Below are 16591 nucleotides of genomic sequence, written 5' to 3' on the forward strand. Positions count from 1 at the left end.
TACGCTGTAATTTTTAGAAATAATTACGCAAGAAGACGAGTCCGCATTTTTTCAAGCTTGCTAAGCGCAGAATCATCTATCACTTGGTCGCCTGCACGAATAACAACACCAGCAATAAGTGCTGGATTTACTTCAACTGTAACTTTCACAGCGCTGTCAAAACGTTTTTCTAACGCATGAGCTAGCTTCTGTTCTTGTACTGAATCAAGCGGGAAAGCTGATTCAATAACAACATCTACAGTTTTGTTATTTTGTGATTTGAGTTGCTCGTATTCTGTTTCAATTTCAGGTAACAACGCCAAACGGCCATTGTCTGCAAGGAGTGTCAAAAAGTTTGACACTGCCGCAGTCTGTTCATTACCTAAAACTTTCGCAAAAAGACCAACCTGCTCAGCAGGCGTCAACTCAGGGCGATTTAAATAAGCGGAGAATGCTTCATCTTGCACCGCAGCACTGAGCAGTTGTAACGCAGTAGACCAAGAGTCAACCGCATTTTGCTCAGATGCATAAGCAAATGCTGCTTTAGCGTATGGGCGTGCCAACGTCAAGAATTCAGCCATATTCGCCTCTCTTAAAGTTTAGCAGCCAGCTGATTCAGCATGGCATTATGAGCTTCTGCGTCAACTTGTTGGTTCAGAATTTTCTCTGCACCAGCAACTGCAAGAGCAGCAACTTGTTGACGTAATTCTTCACGAGCAGAATTGATGTCTTGATCAACAGCATCTTTCGCTTGTTGACGAATACGCTCACCTTCAGCAGATGCTTGAGTACGCGCTTCTTCGACCAATTGTGCCGCACGACGGTTCGCTTGTTCGATCAATTGAGCCGCTTGTGCTTTCGCCGCATCAATTTCTTGCTTAACTTGCGCTTGCGCATCAGCAAGATCAGCTTTCGCTTTCTCTGCAGCGTTTAAGCCATCAGCAATTTTACGCTGACGCTCACTAATCGCATTGATTAGTGGTGGCCATACAAACTTCATGCAGAATGCGACGAAAATCGCAAATGCAATCGCTTGGCCAAACAATGTGAGGTTGATATTCATTGCAAATTCCTCAAATAGTGAATTTCGGAATTAAGCTGATTAACCTACAAATGGATTAGCGAAGATGAAGAACAAGCCAATACCAACACCGATCATAGGCACAGCATCAAGAAGACCTGCGATTAAGAACATACGAGTTTGAAGTTGTGGAGCCAATTCTGGTTGACGAGCAACAGCTTCAAGGAAGCGACCGCCTAAAAGACCAAAACCAATCGCAGTACCTAAAGCACCAAAAGCGATCAAAATAGCAGCTGCAATTGCAACTAGACCTAAAGTGAGTTCCATGATAATTCCTCAGAGGTTAGGTTTATACCAAATTAAAGTAAAAAAATTATACCTAACCACCCGATGATAGTTAGGCAATACCATTAATGTTTTTCGCTTGCCATGCTCAAGTATACGATTGTAAGCATCATGAAAATGAAGGCTTGCAACGTAATAACAAGAATGTGGAAGATAGCCCAAGGCACAGACAACGCCCACTGGATCCAGAAAGGTAACAAAGCGATAAGAATGAAAATTAATTCACCCGCATACATGTTACCGAATAGTCGGAGTGCCAATGAAATTGGACGTGCAAGGAATGTTACCAATTCAAGAATTAAATTCACTGGAATAAGTAACGCTTTTGCAACTGGGTTACTTGGATTAAATGGGTTAAGTGCCAATTCACCGACGAAACCGCCGATACCTTTTTCACGAATACTATAGAACAAGATCAGTGCAAATACAGACAATGACATACCTAGGGTAATGTTAGGGTCTGTAGATGGAACAACCTTGAAGTAAACGTGGTGCGGATCCATACCAAATACACTTGCACCAATTTGTTGAGCTAAATAAGGAATCCAGTCAACAGGGATTAAGTCCATCGCATTCATGAGGAAAATCCACACAAAAATGGTCAAGGCTAAAGGTGCAATTAAACGTGATTTACCATGAAACGTATCACGAACACTTGAGTCAACAAACTCGATAATCATTTCGATTGCAGACTGGAACTTGGTAGGAACACCAGAGTTTGCAGCTTTCGCCACACACCAGAAAATCAAACAGAAAATCAAACCAAGGCCAATTGACCAACCCATTGAATCCAAGTGAATAGCAGTGAACCCCATCTGTTGAGCTTCTTCAGCAGTCTCAGCCAATTTCCAAGTACCATCTGGCATTTTGCCATAGGTCATGTTGGTCAAGTGATGCTTGATATACTCGGTCGAAGTCAGGGCATGTTCTTCAGCAGCCATAAATCACACCTGGTCAATGTCAAATAATAAATAGAGTTAACGAATATCGCGTGCTGCATGATATCTCGTTAATCCCCAAAAAAATTTTCAATTTCTGCTGCGCTTATACTCGTTTTTGTTGACGTGCCACCCAAAAAGGAGCGACCCACGACATTGCTTGAACGAGAATAAAACCACAAAACAATGCAACCGGAGATAACGGCTTGACATTGCTTAAAATTAAAATGAAACCAACGATCACAATTGCAAATTTGCCCATCAAGCCTCTATACATGTTCGAAAGAACTTGCTTTGAAGCACGCGCTCCTGCTGCTCGAAACGATTGCCAAGAAAAATAACAACTTGCAAGCCAACATAACAGTGCACCTAATGTTGCACTCAAAGCCGCAGTTGTGTCCTTCAAGACCCACGCTATCAAGGCTGAAACAGGAATCATTAACGCTTGTAAATAGACCAAAGCTTTTGCTAATCGTCGGTCAATCAAGCGATTAGTTTGGCTCATTTTTTACCCACTCACAGCACAAATGCTTGACAAGTTTAGCTGATGATCGTTTTTAATCGCAGGCATTATAGAGTTACACCCCTGAACATGCAATCTTTTCCCGACCTTAGTCGTGATTTTTTAAAATGTAGCTTGCTTTTCATATGAACAATTGTTGATTATTTTTTACGTCATTTCCGCGCATTAAGTACACAAGCTTGTGTTTCTTGCGCCAAAGTTTGCCATGCAACCACAAAATCTTGTTGTTTTGCTAAAGTTTCATCTACCGATTGAAATGCAATTGCACCTAATTTTCGGTATTGACTTGGGCTTGCACTCGACTCAGCCAATAAACACATTTTTTTGTAAGGACGCGTGTCATTTAAAAATTTAATCTGCGCGACTGTCGGGGCAACATGCGGGTCATCAGTCAATGCGCCTGCAAATTTCAAATTTAAAGAACGTTCTAAATATTGATATGCATCATGATATGCCCAGTAAGGTCGTGCGACACCTGCACTAGTGACTTTCTGCGAGGCAAGTAACATTTCTTTAGCAAAGTTTTTAGCATTATTCCAATAGGCAGTTTTATTTTCAGGATATTGTTGTGAACGTAATGCTGCCACAAAAAAACCTATACGTACTGCATTATTGGGATCTAACCAAACATGAGTATCCACTGTATCTTTTTGCACTACGCCGCGTGTACTGCGTAGAGGCAATGCTTGGATAATGCCTGAATTGAGAATAGAAACAGCTTTTGCATTATCACCTAAAACTTTTTCAAGGGGCGCCTCATGTTCTTTGCCCACCCAAATCACCAAAGAAGCATCCATAATCGTTTTACGATTTGATGGTGTAAGTTGTACATCGTGACCTGTTTGATTGCCTAATAACAGCACAGGTTCTTCAACACCATGTGTAATTTCTTTTGCAATCAAGTAAATAGGATGAGTTGACACCACCAATGGTGCTTGAGCCCATGTAACACTAAAAAAAAGTGCACATAAACAAAAAGCAATAATGCGATTCATGAAAATGTATTACCAGAAAAATTTATGCTATTATTGTTATAATATAACAAAAGCTAAAAAATACCTATGCTATTCGTAAGTTGATTATGCTTCATGTTAATATTCACGATTCCTGTCATTATCCAAATAACAAGTCCTGAGGTCTGATATGAGCGTTTGTTCACACGAACACCATGACACTTTACATGGTGTACACGACCATCTCAATGTAGAAGCTCGTCTATCAGAAGCAGAAAATCTTTGTGCAACTTCTGGCGCGCGCCTTACACCTTTACGTAAAGAAGTGCTTGAGTTGATTTTGAATGCCACAGGTCCTGTTGGTGCTTATGACCTGCTAGCAAAAATGAAAGGGGCTTCTGAACGCCCTGCTGCTCCGCCCACTGTTTATAGGACTTTAGATTTTTTATTGGAAAAAGGGTTTATTCACCGTTTAACCTCGATTAATGCCTATATTCCATGTTGTCACCCACGTGAAGGGCATCAAGCTGCTTTTTTAATTTGTACAAGTTGTCATATTGTCAAAGAAGCTGCTGCAAAAGGACTGATTGAACAGCTTGATCAGCTTTCAAATTCAGATGGCTTTAACGCCCACCACAGTATTATTGAGATTTCAGGAATATGCCAGCAGTGCTCGAACAAGGTATAAATCCGCTAGTTCAATTGCAACACGTCAATGTGCGCATTGATGACCGTGACATTTTAAAAAATATCGATTTTTCATTACAAGAGAAAGAAATTGTCACACTTATTGGTCCCAATGGTGCAGGAAAATCGACATTAATCAAAGTCCTATTGGGTATTTTAAAACCTAATTCAGGCAAAATTATCAGTCAGAAAAAGTTAAAACTGGCTTACGTCCCACAAAAATTCAACCCATCTCATAGCTTGCCTTTACGTGTCAAAGATTTACTTGATCTTGAAAAATGCGACAAAACGATTAAATCAGAGATTATTCGAGATACAGGCATTGCCAAACTCGAAAATTCTAAAGTACAACAACTTTCAGGTGGTGAGCGACAACGGGTTTTATTAGCACGTGCTTTATTACGTCAACCTGATATTTTAGTCCTCGATGAACCCATGCAAGGTTTGGATATTCAGTCCGAAGCTGAATTGTATAGCTATGTTCGTAGCCTACCTGAACGCTATGGTTGTGCCATCTTGATCGTTTCCCATGATTTACAATGGGTGATGCAAGGTACACAACGTGTGGTGTGCTTAAATAAACATATTTGTTGTAGTGGTTTACCCGATAGCATTCAACAACATCCTGAATATCAAGCTTTATTTGGCGATACTTATGCGACTCAACGGGCTTTTTACCAACACCACCATGATCATTGTGCACATGGCGATGCAGCGAAAACTTGTGAGCATGATCCACGTCCACACATTCACCCTGAACCGGAAGCTTAAACCATGATGGAATGGTTAGAATTACTGTTACCTGCATGGATTATGGGCACACTTTTAGTGTTTCTCACTGCACCTTTAGGTTGTTTAATGTTGTGGCGTAGAATGTCGTTCTTTGCCGATACGATGGCACACGGTACATTGCTCGGTGTAGCACTTGCTGCGGTGCTTAGTTTACCGCTTTGGCTGGGCGTGACGTTTACTGCGATTCTATTGGTCGCCATTCTTTGGGTTTTACATGACCCTCGCCTTCCGAATGATGCTTTGTTGGCGCTATGTTCTGCAACCCTGCTGTGTTCTGGTTTATTGTTGATTCAGCATTTACCTGCGCTACGTCCAGAATTACTCAGTTATTTGTTTGGTGATTTACTCACCATAGAATGGCCTGATTTAGCGACTTTTACAGCGGTTATTATTGGTGCATTGGCAATACTTTATAAATATTGGCAAGCGCAGATTCAAATCGCGATTGACCCTGATATTGCAGTGAGTGAAGGGATTGATGCGAAATGGCAACGTTTAATATTTATGTTACTTTTGGCTTTATTCACCGTTTTAGCATTACGTGCTGTTGGATCATTATTAATGGGTGCTTTACTGGTCATTCCAGCTTTAACTTCCCGCTTAGTATCGCACTCACCTCAGCAAATGGTTCTCAATGCTTTTATTGTTGCACAAATAGGCGTAACTGTCGGTTTATGGTCGAGCGCTGCACTCAATATTTCAACAGGTTTAAGTATTGTATTGTGCATGTCTTTACTTTTTGCTGTGACTTTCTGTGTAATGAAAATGAGAAAGGTCGCTTAGCACTAATACTGATCAGTTAAGGCTTTTTAAATCCTCACCTTGCGGAGCATGCTCCTCACCTTTGATAAAGGAGGGATGAGCAGCACTGCTGCGCAAGAAATCTAAAATTATTTTAAATTCTCAATAGTTACCCCTCTTTTTTTAAAGAGGGGGGGGGTTAGGGGGAGATTCTTAGATAAGTAATGACTAAATTACTCTTAACTGACTAGCATTATCGCTTAATACGACCTTTTCAAACAGCGCTTTTAAAGCTTTAAAAAATATTCTGTAGTGAAATATATAAACCGTACACAGCAATAATGACCAGAATACCTCCACATAATGCTAAAATTTTTGGGTAAATGCGACTTTTAGACAGCTTATTAAAAGATAGATAAACCACAGATAAGGTTAGAAAATCTAAAATAATCCATGCGATCACTAGAATAAACAGGCTGATATTGATATTTGAATGAATGCCAATAAATTGTGGAAAAAATGAAGAAAAGAAAATGATGTCTTTAGGATTTGAAATACCGACAAGAAACCCTTTTACTAAACCCCCATCGATGGGAGATAAGACCGTGGTTAACGGCTGATCCTCTTTAGACAATGCCTCTTTTAAAATCTGAACACCTAAATAACCAATATAGAGGCAACCTAAAACTTTAATCAAAACAAAGAGTATTTCATCTACACTCAGCATGCCCTTTAAAATTAAAATTGAAGCAGCAATCAAAACCAAAGATGCAAGATTTGTCCCCACGATTGTTTGTAAGGATTTACGATAACCGCCTTTTAAACCTGCACTTGCTACTAAGATCATGACAGGTCCTGGTGTTGCGATCATCACAACGACACTGATCACATATAGATAAAATTCTAGATAATTCAAATCATTTCCTGTATTTTATATTTTATTTTCAAGTCAATAGATCATCGCAACTTTCATCATTATTGATGCACCAAACTCAGCAACACAGCCGCACAACTAAAGAGTACAGCAAAGGTTCGATTCATATATTTTTGTTGCTTGGGTGACTTTAACAGTCTTAAAACTTTGGCAGCCAAACCTGTATAACCTGCCATAACAATCAAATCTACTGTTACCATCGTGATTGCCATGGTCACATATTGAATCCATTGTGGTTTCGATAAATCTAAAAATTGCGGTAAAACGGCTAGAAGAAAAACAATCGCTTTAGGATTGCTGATATTGACTAAAAAGCCGTAAGCAATCAATTTTGGAATCGACTTTGTTGGTTGTTCTTTTTGAATATCAATCGATTGAGTCTGCGCTGTCCATTGTAAATAAGCAAGATAAAGTAAGTACAAAACGCCAAACCATTTCACAACCAAGAAGGCCCAAGGGGTCGTTGCAAATAAAACCCCCACACCTGCCGCCACGATTGCAATTTGCAGCAATAATGCCAGTTGTAGACCGATTGCATTCCAATATCCCCTACGGAAACCGTAGTTTAGACCACTCGACATCGATGCAATTGCACCAGCACCAGGTGAGATACTGATCACCCAGCAGGCCAACATATAAGCAAACCAAACTTGATAGGACATAGCTGAAACGAAGAAATTTTAAAAATACATTATAGCGATTTTAATACGTTACTTTTCGATTAATTTGAGGATTAAAGAATGTTCATCCCCCTTTAGTAAGGGGAACCATTTATTTGTGTAATTGTCCATTTTGCTGAGTAAAGCTGAAGGAAGCCTAGGACAAAACGAGATATCCATTTTAAAGCCTTCTGTTTACGGAAAAAGGCTTTAAATATCTAAAATGAGGTTCTTTAAAAGCACATATCCTATTTGATCATTCCCTTTATAACCAACTTTTATGTATAAATTATTTTTAATTTCAACAATTTCATATAAACTTAAAATATCTCCTTTTACAAAATAAGATTTTTTCTTCTTAAAATTATCATCATATAAATATAACCTATCCACACTAATATTAAATGATTTTATTTTCTTGTTTGAATTATCTTTTAGCTGAAATTTCTTCACCCCATTATTGAATGTAGTACTGAGATTGATATTATCATCTAGCGTTTTTACTTCCTCAGTTAAATTATATCTATTGTTTTTTAGTGTATATATTTTAGTATAACCAATAGCTCCATCTTTAAATCTTTCAACTATTTTACCCTCATTTGGAAAAAACTCAGGATCATATAATGAAGCAAGGTAAAAGCTAACTGCCTTTTTATCAGCAATTTCAAATATTTTGTGCTCTCCACTCGGATTGCAATCCTCTGTATAATTAACAACCAAATATTTTCTTTCATCGTTAGTTAGGTGTTCTATTGAAAAAGCATCTTTATCAAAACAATAATTCTGATCTTCAAATAGAAATATTTTAGAATTATTACTTTTAAAATAAACTTTATGATTCTCTTTTATTAACATCTCATTAGACCAAGCTAAAGATGAGTAGATAATGGATAATACTATTAGTACAGTTTTTCTATTTAAAATCATATAGGATTTCTTCTCACATTTTTACTCCAACTTATCAGATAAATATTTTTATAAATTTTCAAAAAATAGAACATTAAGCTTTCAATAATCATTCTTCTGAATCAGAACAATCAAGCTTTTCAACATTTATATCTATATCAGTAGTATAATTAATTGAAAAATTTAAATTAATTAAATCATCTTTTCTAAAAACTGTTGGTACAACATTCCAAACATTTTTTCCATTTGTAACAAATGACAAGTTAAACTCTGCAACACCATTATTATTTGTATCAATCTGATATTCTACAGAAAATTCGCCAATTTTCTTTCCAACAATTTTGTATATTCTTGGTGTTTTTAATTTATCATCACATGCTTGATATACATATATTTTATCTTTTAAAATTTTTATCATGCTCTCGCTACACCAACATCCTCCTATCTCTAATTTTTTCCCGATACCATCTGTATAGCTAAAAGGTCTTATTAAACTATTTTCCAAACTATCAAAGTTTAAATAGTTTTTTTTAAAATCCTGCACTTTTAGATAATTACTATCACTTAAACACTTATAATTTTCAAAATTAAGGTTTTTACCATCAAATTGACACTTCACATTTCTATTTTTCAACCACGCTCGCTGATTATCAACTAAATACTTTAGCTCAGGCTGATTATCTCGAATATAATTCTTTATATCCAAATATTTTTTATTCAAATCCTGTTCACTATTTGCATAAATAGTTTTTTCATCTATCTTTTGCTGTTTTGAACCCATCGTATTCGAACATGCAATTGAAGCGCTTATAAAAATTAAGATATAAATATTCTTCATGAATGAGTGCTCATAATGATGTGCTATCTAAAAATGGCCTGAGGTTTTCAAGCATAACCTTCCATTAATACTAAATCCTGATTGCCAAAACTTATAGAAATAATTTTTGACTTTCAATATCATATCTAGTTCCGATCTTTTGATTATCATCATTCCAAAAAATAGAATATTCATCTTTTTGGATCTCCATATGGGTTTTCTAATTTTTTAAACTTCCTAGTTTTATGCTTTAAATAAATCATTTTTCATCATCACCAACTTTAACACCAGTATATGATGATCTCCCATTTTCCATGGAAGGAATTACCGAAATTTGATCATTCATTATTTGAAAATTAACATCTTTATCTGCTGATTTTTTCTGAGCCATGAAACAATCCTCAATACGACTATCAGTTATTTCAACTAGATTAGAAGAAAAATTTATCATTAATATTAATACCATTGAAACCATACATACTAAAATCTGTATTAAGCACTTCTTTGCTATTTTGAGTTATCTATTTCAAAACCCTTAGAGCAAGATACTAATACCAGACTAGATAGGATTAAAATGATTTTTTCATATTAAACACCCTAAGTACTTTTTTAAATTATAAAAAATTTTCATAATAATTACCTTAATATTAAAAATAAGCCTATAAATATAAACCAAATTAAATAAAACAATTCAAGAAAAGTAATACCAACTATCCTTTTAACTTATTTACTAACAAATTCACCGTTTTTGTTCAAATTAATTTTTAACAACTTCCCATTTTTAATATATGAAATTTCATAATTATTACTAATTAATACATTTTTTGAAGCATCTAATGAAACTTGTTTTATCAAACCAAGAGTATTTATTGATATTAAGTTAATTAATACCCCTCCTGAATCTGATGATGATGGAGAGGCAATCAAAATCACCCCACTCTCTGTTTCAGGAAATATTACTGAAGCACCATTACTTTCATCAATAAAATTATAAACTTCTGATAATTCAGTAATATTAATTAAATTAATCTTACCACAACTTTTTTTATTGTTTTTTAATAAGCAATTCACATGATCTTGAGAATTATAAGGCAAATTTGTTATTTCCAAACCATCACTATTTTTTTGCTTTTGTTTAATCTTATCATTAAGATATTTTATTCTATTCTTATACTCATCGTTATAGCATTGCTCCTTTATTAATCCAACTCCCCCACCAGATGAATAATTTACTTTTCCTTCACACTTAATTTTTAAATCTCCTAGCCATTTACTATAATCGTTTTGTTTTTTATTGTTTTGCAAGTTCAATTGTGACTGTAAGCTTAAATTTTCTTTCTTGATACAATTAGTTTGAGATATAACACTATTACCATCACATTTGTTCTGATATTCTCCAGCACAAGCGTAAGAACTTATACTAAAAAAAATAGTGATTAGCATCTTCTTATATACAATTTTAAACACATTAAATCCCTTTATAATCTTTATATTAACTCATTCCATCTAAAAAAAAATTCTTTCAAAACTCCAATTTAATATTTTTCTTAACACCAGAAATATCTACATAGCTCAAATTATACCTACTATCAATATAATATTTCGAACCTAAATCAATAACTTCCACTTTTGGTTTCAACTTGATTAAATAAAAATTTGAAGACAACCCATCATCTGTTTCGTAATATTTCTCTCCTATAGAATAAACTACCGCTTCACCATTTGATATAAATCTAAAAGTATCAAAGTTAATTTTCTTTATATTTTGATCTCCAATAAATTTATCTACATTTACAATGATATTTCCTATTTCTGAACTCGGATAAAAATAATCATTTTTATTACTCAAATCTTGACATTTTTTCTGGCTACTACCTCCCCTACATTTAGAGTAAAACTCAGAGTCATTTGGAATATTTACAGTTACAACATTATTTTTAAATAAAACTCCATTGACTACTTGATTATTTGATTTATTTTTAATTTCATCTCTAGATTTTAAATTAAAATTACCATTATTATAGAAATAACAAGATCTCACGTTTCTATACGAATTTTGATATTGATTGAAATTACCATTAATGCAAAATATATTTTTATCTTTAGAAAAGGATATATCTTGACCTCTCTCTAACAGAGTTATAGATGCTGGAAAACTATAAACCTTACCTCCTTTTAAATCAATAACAGCAAAATATATATATTTTTTATATTTAAAATTTAAAAGGTATTTATCACCATTAAAGTTTGCTATATTTTTTTGAAGTACTCCATTATATTTTTTTAGATTTTCTTGTGTGCAAAAATCCACCTCATCAAAGTCTATTGAACAACTATCTACATCCTTTTTATCAATTATTTTTTCATCTACTTCTGAACAAGCAATTATTGATATGAATAATAAAGCAAAAGTTGTTATACTTTTTAATAACCACATATTTATACCTATTTTAGACTTCATCATACCTTAAATTTTCTATATTAAACTTAAAGCTTCTATTCTCACTACTAGGATCATCTCCCACACATTTCATTTTTTCTATTTTACTTAAATCAGCATTGAGTAAAAAACTTTGAATACAATAATTTTTTAACTTCTTTTCATTAATTGCATGAAATCCTTTAACTTCATCATCTATAATTGGAAATTTCCCTCCCATAGCTATAAATATTGTATTTTGATAATTTTTCTTTCTATTCTCCCCACCAGATAAAAATATAACTTGTGCAGGACCCGCTCCTTCATAATTATTAAAATTAACAGCAACTAGTGCAAGCAAATATTCTTTACCCGATATTTTCTTCTTCATCGTTTGTAGAATTCGAGCTTCATCCTCACCCGAATAAAATAACTTTAAATCATTCCTACTAAATTCATATTTACTTAAATCAATAAAACTATTATTTATAAATAATGAATCTGATTTAAAAGGAAATTCTATTTCAGCATATGTATTTATAGATAGAAATACAAACATAACCCATATATATCTTTTCATTTAAAATCTCCCCACATTGCTATAAATTAAATTCTATTTATTATTTATTTCTCTACTAAAATTTTGATTTTTAAAAAACTACAAGCAACCTTCTTGAAATCTAAGCTCACCTAGCTCACCATAATAGACCTCAAATACTTTATCATTCACAATATGAAATTTTACACCATTAACTTCATCTATTTTACTTATTAAATAATAAGAATTTTCATCATACTCATCATTAATATATTCAAAATTTTCAAACTTTGTTTTTACCTCCTTAGAAGTAGCATTCACAAACCTAGAACGCCTATACATTGCAGATGAAATTACATCATTAACAATGATATAATCTATAGTTTCATCTTTACTTTCCGCATAAAAACAACCATCAATGCCCTTAGTACTTTTATCTATTTTAATTTTATTTTCTTTTTCTAGTTGCTTATAATTATTACCAATATTCATTTTCAAAAATTCATTCTGAGTATTCTGAGTATTCTGAGTATTAAAACCGCACCCAACGAATAAAAACGTATATATATAAACTAATAAAAACCTCATATTAGATATCCTCTAGACTTGGTATGCATGTTCCAATATGTAAATGATGATAATGACTAGGAGCAAAACTTGTTCCTAATATTTTGGGTTTTCTACTATTCCCATCTTGGGTATAAAAAGCTTTAAACCCGAACTTTTTAGATCAATTTCCTTTTGTTCATTCCAATACTTTAAACATTGTTGGGTATTATCAGCTACTGCATATAAACTCACACTACTCATTAGAACCATAAATGCTACTGTTTTCTTTATAAATTTCATAATTAACGTCCAAGCACCAATTATTTCTATCAAAATTGTAGCTCACCATCTCAATAAAACTTAAAATATAGATTTTAAGATATCAATTTTATGGTGCATTAGAATTTCGTATCTCTAAAATTTCATTACAATCTAGAGAGTTTGAATAAACGAAGATTCGTTGTTCTTGATTCTCCAATAAAATTGCATCCTTATCTGCACCAAAAGCATTTTTAGAAACATCACATTTATAAGATGGTAACTTAAAATCCTTTACAACTTCACATTTTGGCTCAGCAGTGGACTCATCAAAACCATACCATTCTGTAATATTTTGATTTGAACAAGAAATTTGAACTGCTTGATTACTTTCTCTCGTTGTAACTGTCTTATCCACAGCTTCCGTTGTTTCACCTACTACCAAAACTTCACTTGTACCAGTAGGTTGTTGTATTTGTACTTTGGTATCCATTACATTTGGTTCATTATTTGAACTGTTTTGTGTTTTATTCTGGCTTTTATCACTACATGCAATTAAAGCGCTTATAAAAATTAAGATATAAATATTATTCATGAATGAGTGCTCATAATGATGCGCTATCTAAAAATGGTGTTGGGTCAATTAAATCCGAACGCCGTTTATAGACACTTGTACCACTTAAAGTGCCTTTATTACTTGGATTTGAGTACATTTCCAAATGCAACATCATACTTGGAATACCCTTAGTTGTTAAACTACCAACATGACCTATTACTTGCCCTTTCACAACTTTATCACCTACCTTTACTAATGCTTTACCCTTTCTTACTTCACCATAACGGATAATATGCTTTTGATGAGTAATCTCAATGGCATCAGTATTGTCATAAAAATAATAAATACTTCTTACCACACCATCAGCCATCGCTCTAATTTCTGTCCCTGCTGAAGCATAAAGATCACATCCAGCATGCTTTCGCTTTCCTCTACTTCGATTGGAACCAAATCGAGCAAAGCCTTTTTTATAAGAATTTGTTCGTACTTTTAGTGGGAATAAATATGATCCATCATCTTTTGGCTTATCCATTCTTATTTCAATGATAGGCATAGGGTTTTTTAGAGTTGCAGTATAGAGGACTTGATCTTTTCCATTTATATCTACAATAACTTCTATTTTCTTCCCATCCTCTCCTCTATGTTTTTTCAATCCAACTCCATCTTGCCCTGTAAAGTGTGTTCTTTTTGCGCCATTGTAATTAATTGAATAGGAAAGATTCTCTTCCTTACCTGTTTCTTTATTTATTGTTTTTATAGTGAATAAAACATCATTACCATATTGCTTTGTTAAAGGATTACCATTTTTCTCTGTATGAACATTCTCAGTTTTCCCTAGCGAAGGAATAAAATCAATTAAATAATCAACAAAGCTCTCTTCATTCTTAGCTGGGATTTCTGCCGCTGGTGCTGTTTTTGCTGATACTGTCTTTGTTGGAGTATTTGAAGCCACTGGAAGCATCTGTATTGTTGTAGCAGCAGGATTTAAGTTCACATTGATCACTGAAATACTTGGATCATTTCTTAATGTCAAAACAGGTTTTTTATTTGAAAGCAATAGTTTATACACAAATGCATTTAACATTTTTAATTGAATAAAGCCATTAGTATCTGTTGTTTTTTCTATTTCTCTACCTCTATATGAGACAAAAAACTTATTTTTTTTTATAACCTTACCATTACTATCATGTATCTTCAATTTTACGCTTACAAGCCCTAGTGCGACTAATATACAACTATTTTCTATTCCTTTAGTTACAGATATTGTTTTTAATTTCTGATAACCTTTACTGCCATTTATTAATATATCTAAGCTCTCCCCCTCTTCAGCAATGAGATCTGTTTTTATTCCTGAATCATCAGAAGTATGTTCTTTGATTTTACCTTTATATCTTACAAAAAATTTCATATTTGTTATTTTTCTATTTGTGTCAGCTTCTATTATAGATATATCAAATTTTATATTTTTAGAAGCCTCTGTTCTCACCTCATCTTTCTTAGAATCACTCATTTTATGTTCAACGACAACAACTTTTTCTTGTTTTGGTTCTGGTTCAGCAGGTTTTTGTAATACAGATTGAACTTTAATATCTTCACTTATTCTTAATTCAATAGATTGTTTTTTATCAATGGCTTGTGTGATAACAGCTGATTGCTTACCATCTGCTTTAATTACAATTTTACTGCCTGGATGTCTAATAATAACAGGTAATAATCCTTGCTCATCTGATTCTGCGTTTACAATAAACTTAGATTGCTTAAACTTACCACTATATTCAGACTCAATAGTTACTTTCTTATTTTTTGCTATTTGTCCTATTTGATTTTTTAATGATATATATATCTTCCTGTTACAACAACTTTCTAAATCATAATGATTGAACATATTAATATATTTACTAATATGAACGTTATTTCCATCTGATTCGTTATAGTTTCCTTTAAAACCAGGTATACCCAGAAAAGAACCTAACCCTCCTTCGCCAACTAAATGAGCCCCTGCAATTGCACCTGATTCAGTAATTTCAATTCCATTTATTATTTTCCCATAATATTCATTAAAGTTTCGATTTCTTAATCGTTTGCAAAGAAGATCTATCCATTCTCCAATGATCTGAATTTGCTTAGTTGGAGATTTCAAAAAATCTGATAAAGAATTAACACCATTGTGCCCGACCCAACTCCCAGTCCAATCATTTATCTTTGTTTTATCAGAATTATTATTCCAATGCTTATAATAGCCAAGATCGATAAGTGCAGCTTCACCAAATTGAAAAAAACCAATATAACCCAGAGAGTTTCTTATTTTGCTTGCATTAATATTTATAAGTGCAGTTAAAGGTAGACTTAAATCTGATGAAGATTCTTTTCTTGAAACAGCACAAATAAATCCATATCTCGTTAATGGATAAGATTTTTGGTTTATAGATTTACCATTTTTCATTTATTTAAGTCCTCAAAACTAAATCCCTTAATATCAATTTTTTTATTATTAATATATGAACTTAAAATAGGTTTTAATTTCTCAAAATCACCCAACCCAGGACAAATTAACTCAACACCATTTTTATTTGCTTTTTTTGTTGGAGAAAACTTATCTTCAAACATATCATAACGACCTAAATTTCTGAAATATGAAAAATAATTACCATCAATATCATTAATGATTCTTATATCACTACGGTCATTTTTCAGATAAGCATAATAAACTTGGTATTTATTTTTATTCACTTCAATAACTTGACACTCCCCTGTTGACATCCATTGAACATCTTTTGGGTTTAAGCCAATAGTCTTTACAAGTTTTGCTTTATTGGCATCTTCCCAAATTTGTTTACATGGGATATTACTTTTATCAATTTTAATACTTTGATTCTTATTTTTGAAGATATCCCAAATTTTTTCACAAGCATTTTCTTCAGCAAAAGCTTGGATTGAAATAAATGTGCTCAACACTAATATTAAACTTCGTTTCAT

The 16591-nt window shown here is 33.3% G+C and carries 21 protein-coding genes; 3 read left to right on the forward strand and 18 right to left on the reverse strand.

Annotated features, from left to right (window positions below):
* Positions 1-23: 23 nt before the first annotated feature.
* The 6 genes from D7V20_RS09240 to D7V20_RS09265 all read right to left on the reverse strand — a co-directional run bounded on the left by D7V20_RS09240 (position 24) and on the right by D7V20_RS09265 (position 3801).
* Positions 24-560 (reverse strand): F0F1 ATP synthase subunit delta, encoded by a 537-nt coding sequence (locus D7V20_RS09240; RefSeq protein ID WP_120384006.1) that lies wholly within the window; start codon positions 558-560, stop codon positions 24-26.
* An 11-nt stretch (positions 561-571) separates the two neighbouring features.
* Positions 572-1042, reverse strand: a complete 471-nt coding sequence (locus tag D7V20_RS09245; RefSeq protein ID WP_004723424.1) for a F0F1 ATP synthase subunit B — start codon at positions 1040-1042, stop codon at positions 572-574.
* A 39-nt stretch (positions 1043-1081) separates the two neighbouring features.
* The gene (gene atpE / locus D7V20_RS09250) at positions 1082-1327 is read right to left on the reverse strand and encodes a F0F1 ATP synthase subunit C (RefSeq protein ID WP_089606191.1); all 246 of its coding nucleotides are present in this window, start codon (positions 1325-1327) and stop codon (positions 1082-1084) included.
* An 83-nt stretch (positions 1328-1410) separates the two neighbouring features.
* Positions 1411-2286 carry a F0F1 ATP synthase subunit A gene (gene atpB / locus D7V20_RS09255; protein WP_120384007.1) on the reverse strand — a complete coding sequence of 292 codons (876 nt, stop codon included), beginning with the start codon at positions 2284-2286 and terminating at the stop codon, positions 1411-1413.
* A gap of 103 nt (positions 2287-2389) precedes the next feature.
* Complete coding sequence (locus D7V20_RS09260) at positions 2390-2788, reverse strand: ATP synthase subunit I (protein ID WP_120384008.1); 399 nt, start codon at positions 2786-2788, stop codon at positions 2390-2392.
* Positions 2789-2958: 170 nt separating this feature from the next.
* On the reverse strand, positions 2959-3801 hold the full coding sequence (locus D7V20_RS09265) for a metal ABC transporter substrate-binding protein (RefSeq protein ID WP_120384009.1): 843 nt from the start codon (positions 3799-3801) through the stop codon (positions 2959-2961).
* 148 nt (positions 3802-3949) lie between these two features.
* Between D7V20_RS09265 and D7V20_RS09270 the strand changes: the two genes are divergently transcribed.
* The 3 genes from D7V20_RS09270 to znuB are packed head-to-tail and all read left to right on the forward strand — an operon-like array spanning position 3950 to position 6021.
* Positions 3950-4447, forward strand: a complete 498-nt coding sequence (locus D7V20_RS09270) for a transcriptional repressor (RefSeq protein WP_120384010.1) — start codon at positions 3950-3952, stop codon at positions 4445-4447.
* Positions 4420-5217, forward strand: a complete 798-nt coding sequence (gene znuC / locus D7V20_RS09275; protein WP_120384011.1) for a zinc ABC transporter ATP-binding protein ZnuC — start codon at positions 4420-4422, stop codon at positions 5215-5217. The genes D7V20_RS09270 and znuC overlap by 28 nt, the downstream gene beginning before the upstream one ends.
* Positions 5218-5220: 3 nt before the next feature.
* Positions 5221-6021, forward strand: a complete 801-nt coding sequence (znuB, locus tag D7V20_RS09280; protein ID WP_120384012.1) for a zinc ABC transporter permease subunit ZnuB — start codon at positions 5221-5223, stop codon at positions 6019-6021.
* A gap of 253 nt (positions 6022-6274) precedes the next feature.
* Here znuB and D7V20_RS09285 read toward each other — a convergent pair whose 3' ends face one another.
* From D7V20_RS09285 to D7V20_RS09340, 12 genes are all read right to left on the reverse strand, one after another.
* Entirely contained in the window at positions 6275-6895 is a 621-nt protein-coding gene (locus tag D7V20_RS09285; RefSeq protein ID WP_120384013.1) for a LysE family translocator, read from the reverse strand.
* 59 nt (positions 6896-6954) lie between these two features.
* Positions 6955-7575, reverse strand: a complete 621-nt coding sequence (locus tag D7V20_RS09290; RefSeq protein WP_120384014.1) for a LysE family transporter — start codon at positions 7573-7575, stop codon at positions 6955-6957.
* 207 nt (positions 7576-7782) lie between these two features.
* Entirely contained in the window at positions 7783-8499 is a 717-nt protein-coding gene (locus D7V20_RS09295; RefSeq protein ID WP_120384015.1) for a hypothetical protein, read from the reverse strand.
* Positions 8500-8587: 88 nt separating this feature from the next.
* On the reverse strand, positions 8588-9316 hold the full coding sequence (locus tag D7V20_RS09300; RefSeq protein WP_120384016.1) for a lysozyme inhibitor LprI family protein: 729 nt from the start codon (positions 9314-9316) through the stop codon (positions 8588-8590).
* Positions 9317-9554: 238 nt separating this feature from the next.
* Positions 9555-9686, reverse strand: coding sequence for a hypothetical protein (locus tag D7V20_RS20310; RefSeq protein ID WP_268877892.1), 132 nt, complete (start codon positions 9684-9686; stop codon positions 9555-9557).
* Positions 9687-10018: 332 nt separating this feature from the next.
* A complete protein-coding gene (locus tag D7V20_RS09305; protein WP_120384017.1) occupies positions 10019-10762 on the reverse strand; it encodes a hypothetical protein in 744 nt (247 codons plus the stop codon).
* A gap of 55 nt (positions 10763-10817) precedes the next feature.
* Positions 10818-11732, reverse strand: a complete 915-nt coding sequence (locus D7V20_RS09310; RefSeq protein ID WP_147395795.1) for a hypothetical protein — start codon at positions 11730-11732, stop codon at positions 10818-10820.
* Between the two features lie 13 nt (positions 11733-11745).
* Positions 11746-12294 (reverse strand): hypothetical protein, encoded by a 549-nt coding sequence (locus D7V20_RS09315; RefSeq protein WP_120384019.1) that lies wholly within the window; start codon positions 12292-12294, stop codon positions 11746-11748.
* Between the two features lie 78 nt (positions 12295-12372).
* Positions 12373-12744, reverse strand: a complete 372-nt coding sequence (locus D7V20_RS09320) for a hypothetical protein (protein WP_147395796.1) — start codon at positions 12742-12744, stop codon at positions 12373-12375.
* Positions 12745-13189: 445 nt separating this feature from the next.
* Positions 13190-13654 (reverse strand): hypothetical protein, encoded by a 465-nt coding sequence (locus D7V20_RS09330; protein WP_120384022.1) that lies wholly within the window; start codon positions 13652-13654, stop codon positions 13190-13192.
* A 10-nt stretch (positions 13655-13664) separates the two neighbouring features.
* Positions 13665-16058: a M23 family metallopeptidase gene (locus D7V20_RS09335; RefSeq protein ID WP_120384023.1), complete on the reverse strand. Its 2394-nt coding sequence runs from the start codon at positions 16056-16058 to the stop codon at positions 13665-13667.
* Positions 16055-16591: a hypothetical protein gene (locus D7V20_RS09340; RefSeq protein WP_120384024.1), complete on the reverse strand. Its 537-nt coding sequence runs from the start codon at positions 16589-16591 to the stop codon at positions 16055-16057. The genes D7V20_RS09335 and D7V20_RS09340 overlap by 4 nt, the downstream gene beginning before the upstream one ends.

This window comes from Acinetobacter rongchengensis (genome assembly GCF_003611475.1).
In the GTDB taxonomy this organism is placed as follows: Bacteria; Pseudomonadota; Gammaproteobacteria; order Pseudomonadales; family Moraxellaceae; genus Acinetobacter; species Acinetobacter rongchengensis.

Bases quoted from the DNA above. Each gene is read 5' to 3' on its own strand.
- D7V20_RS09265 (WP_120384009.1), bottom strand. From the start codon at position 3,801: ATGAATCGCATTATTGCTTTTTGTTTATGTGCACTTTTTTTTAGTGTT.
- D7V20_RS20310 (WP_268877892.1), bottom strand. From the start codon at position 9,686: ATGGCTCAGAAAAAATCAGCAGATAAAGATGTTAATTTTCAAATAATG.
- D7V20_RS09290 (WP_120384014.1), bottom strand. From the start codon at position 7,575: ATGTCCTATCAAGTTTGGTTTGCTTATATGTTGGCCTGCTGGGTGATC.
- D7V20_RS09240 (WP_120384006.1), bottom strand. From the start codon at position 560: ATGGCTGAATTCTTGACGTTGGCACGCCCATACGCTAAAGCAGCATTT.
- D7V20_RS09310 (WP_147395795.1), bottom strand. From the start codon at position 11,732: ATGTGGTTATTAAAAAGTATAACAACTTTTGCTTTATTATTCATATCA.
- D7V20_RS09295 (WP_120384015.1), bottom strand. From the start codon at position 8,499: ATGATTTTAAATAGAAAAACTGTACTAATAGTATTATCCATTATCTAC.
- znuC (WP_120384011.1), top strand. From the start codon at position 4,420: ATGCCAGCAGTGCTCGAACAAGGTATAAATCCGCTAGTTCAATTGCAA.
- D7V20_RS09335 (WP_120384023.1), bottom strand. From the start codon at position 16,058: ATGAAAAATGGTAAATCTATAAACCAAAAATCTTATCCATTAACGAGA.
- D7V20_RS09245 (WP_004723424.1), bottom strand. From the start codon at position 1,042: ATGAATATCAACCTCACATTGTTTGGCCAAGCGATTGCATTTGCGATT.
- D7V20_RS09320 (WP_147395796.1), bottom strand. From the start codon at position 12,744: ATGAATATTGGTAATAATTATAAGCAACTAGAAAAAGAAAATAAAATT.
- D7V20_RS09260 (WP_120384008.1), bottom strand. From the start codon at position 2,788: ATGAGCCAAACTAATCGCTTGATTGACCGACGATTAGCAAAAGCTTTG.
- D7V20_RS09340 (WP_120384024.1), bottom strand. From the start codon at position 16,591: ATGAAACGAAGTTTAATATTAGTGTTGAGCACATTTATTTCAATCCAA.
- D7V20_RS09315 (WP_120384019.1), bottom strand. From the start codon at position 12,294: ATGAAAAGATATATATGGGTTATGTTTGTATTTCTATCTATAAATACA.
- D7V20_RS09330 (WP_120384022.1), bottom strand. From the start codon at position 13,654: ATGAATAATATTTATATCTTAATTTTTATAAGCGCTTTAATTGCATGT.
- D7V20_RS09300 (WP_120384016.1), bottom strand. From the start codon at position 9,316: ATGAAGAATATTTATATCTTAATTTTTATAAGCGCTTCAATTGCATGT.
- atpE (WP_089606191.1), bottom strand. From the start codon at position 1,327: ATGGAACTCACTTTAGGTCTAGTTGCAATTGCAGCTGCTATTTTGATC.
- znuB (WP_120384012.1), top strand. From the start codon at position 5,221: ATGATGGAATGGTTAGAATTACTGTTACCTGCATGGATTATGGGCACA.
- atpB (WP_120384007.1), bottom strand. From the start codon at position 2,286: ATGGCTGCTGAAGAACATGCCCTGACTTCGACCGAGTATATCAAGCAT.
- D7V20_RS09270 (WP_120384010.1), top strand. From the start codon at position 3,950: ATGAGCGTTTGTTCACACGAACACCATGACACTTTACATGGTGTACAC.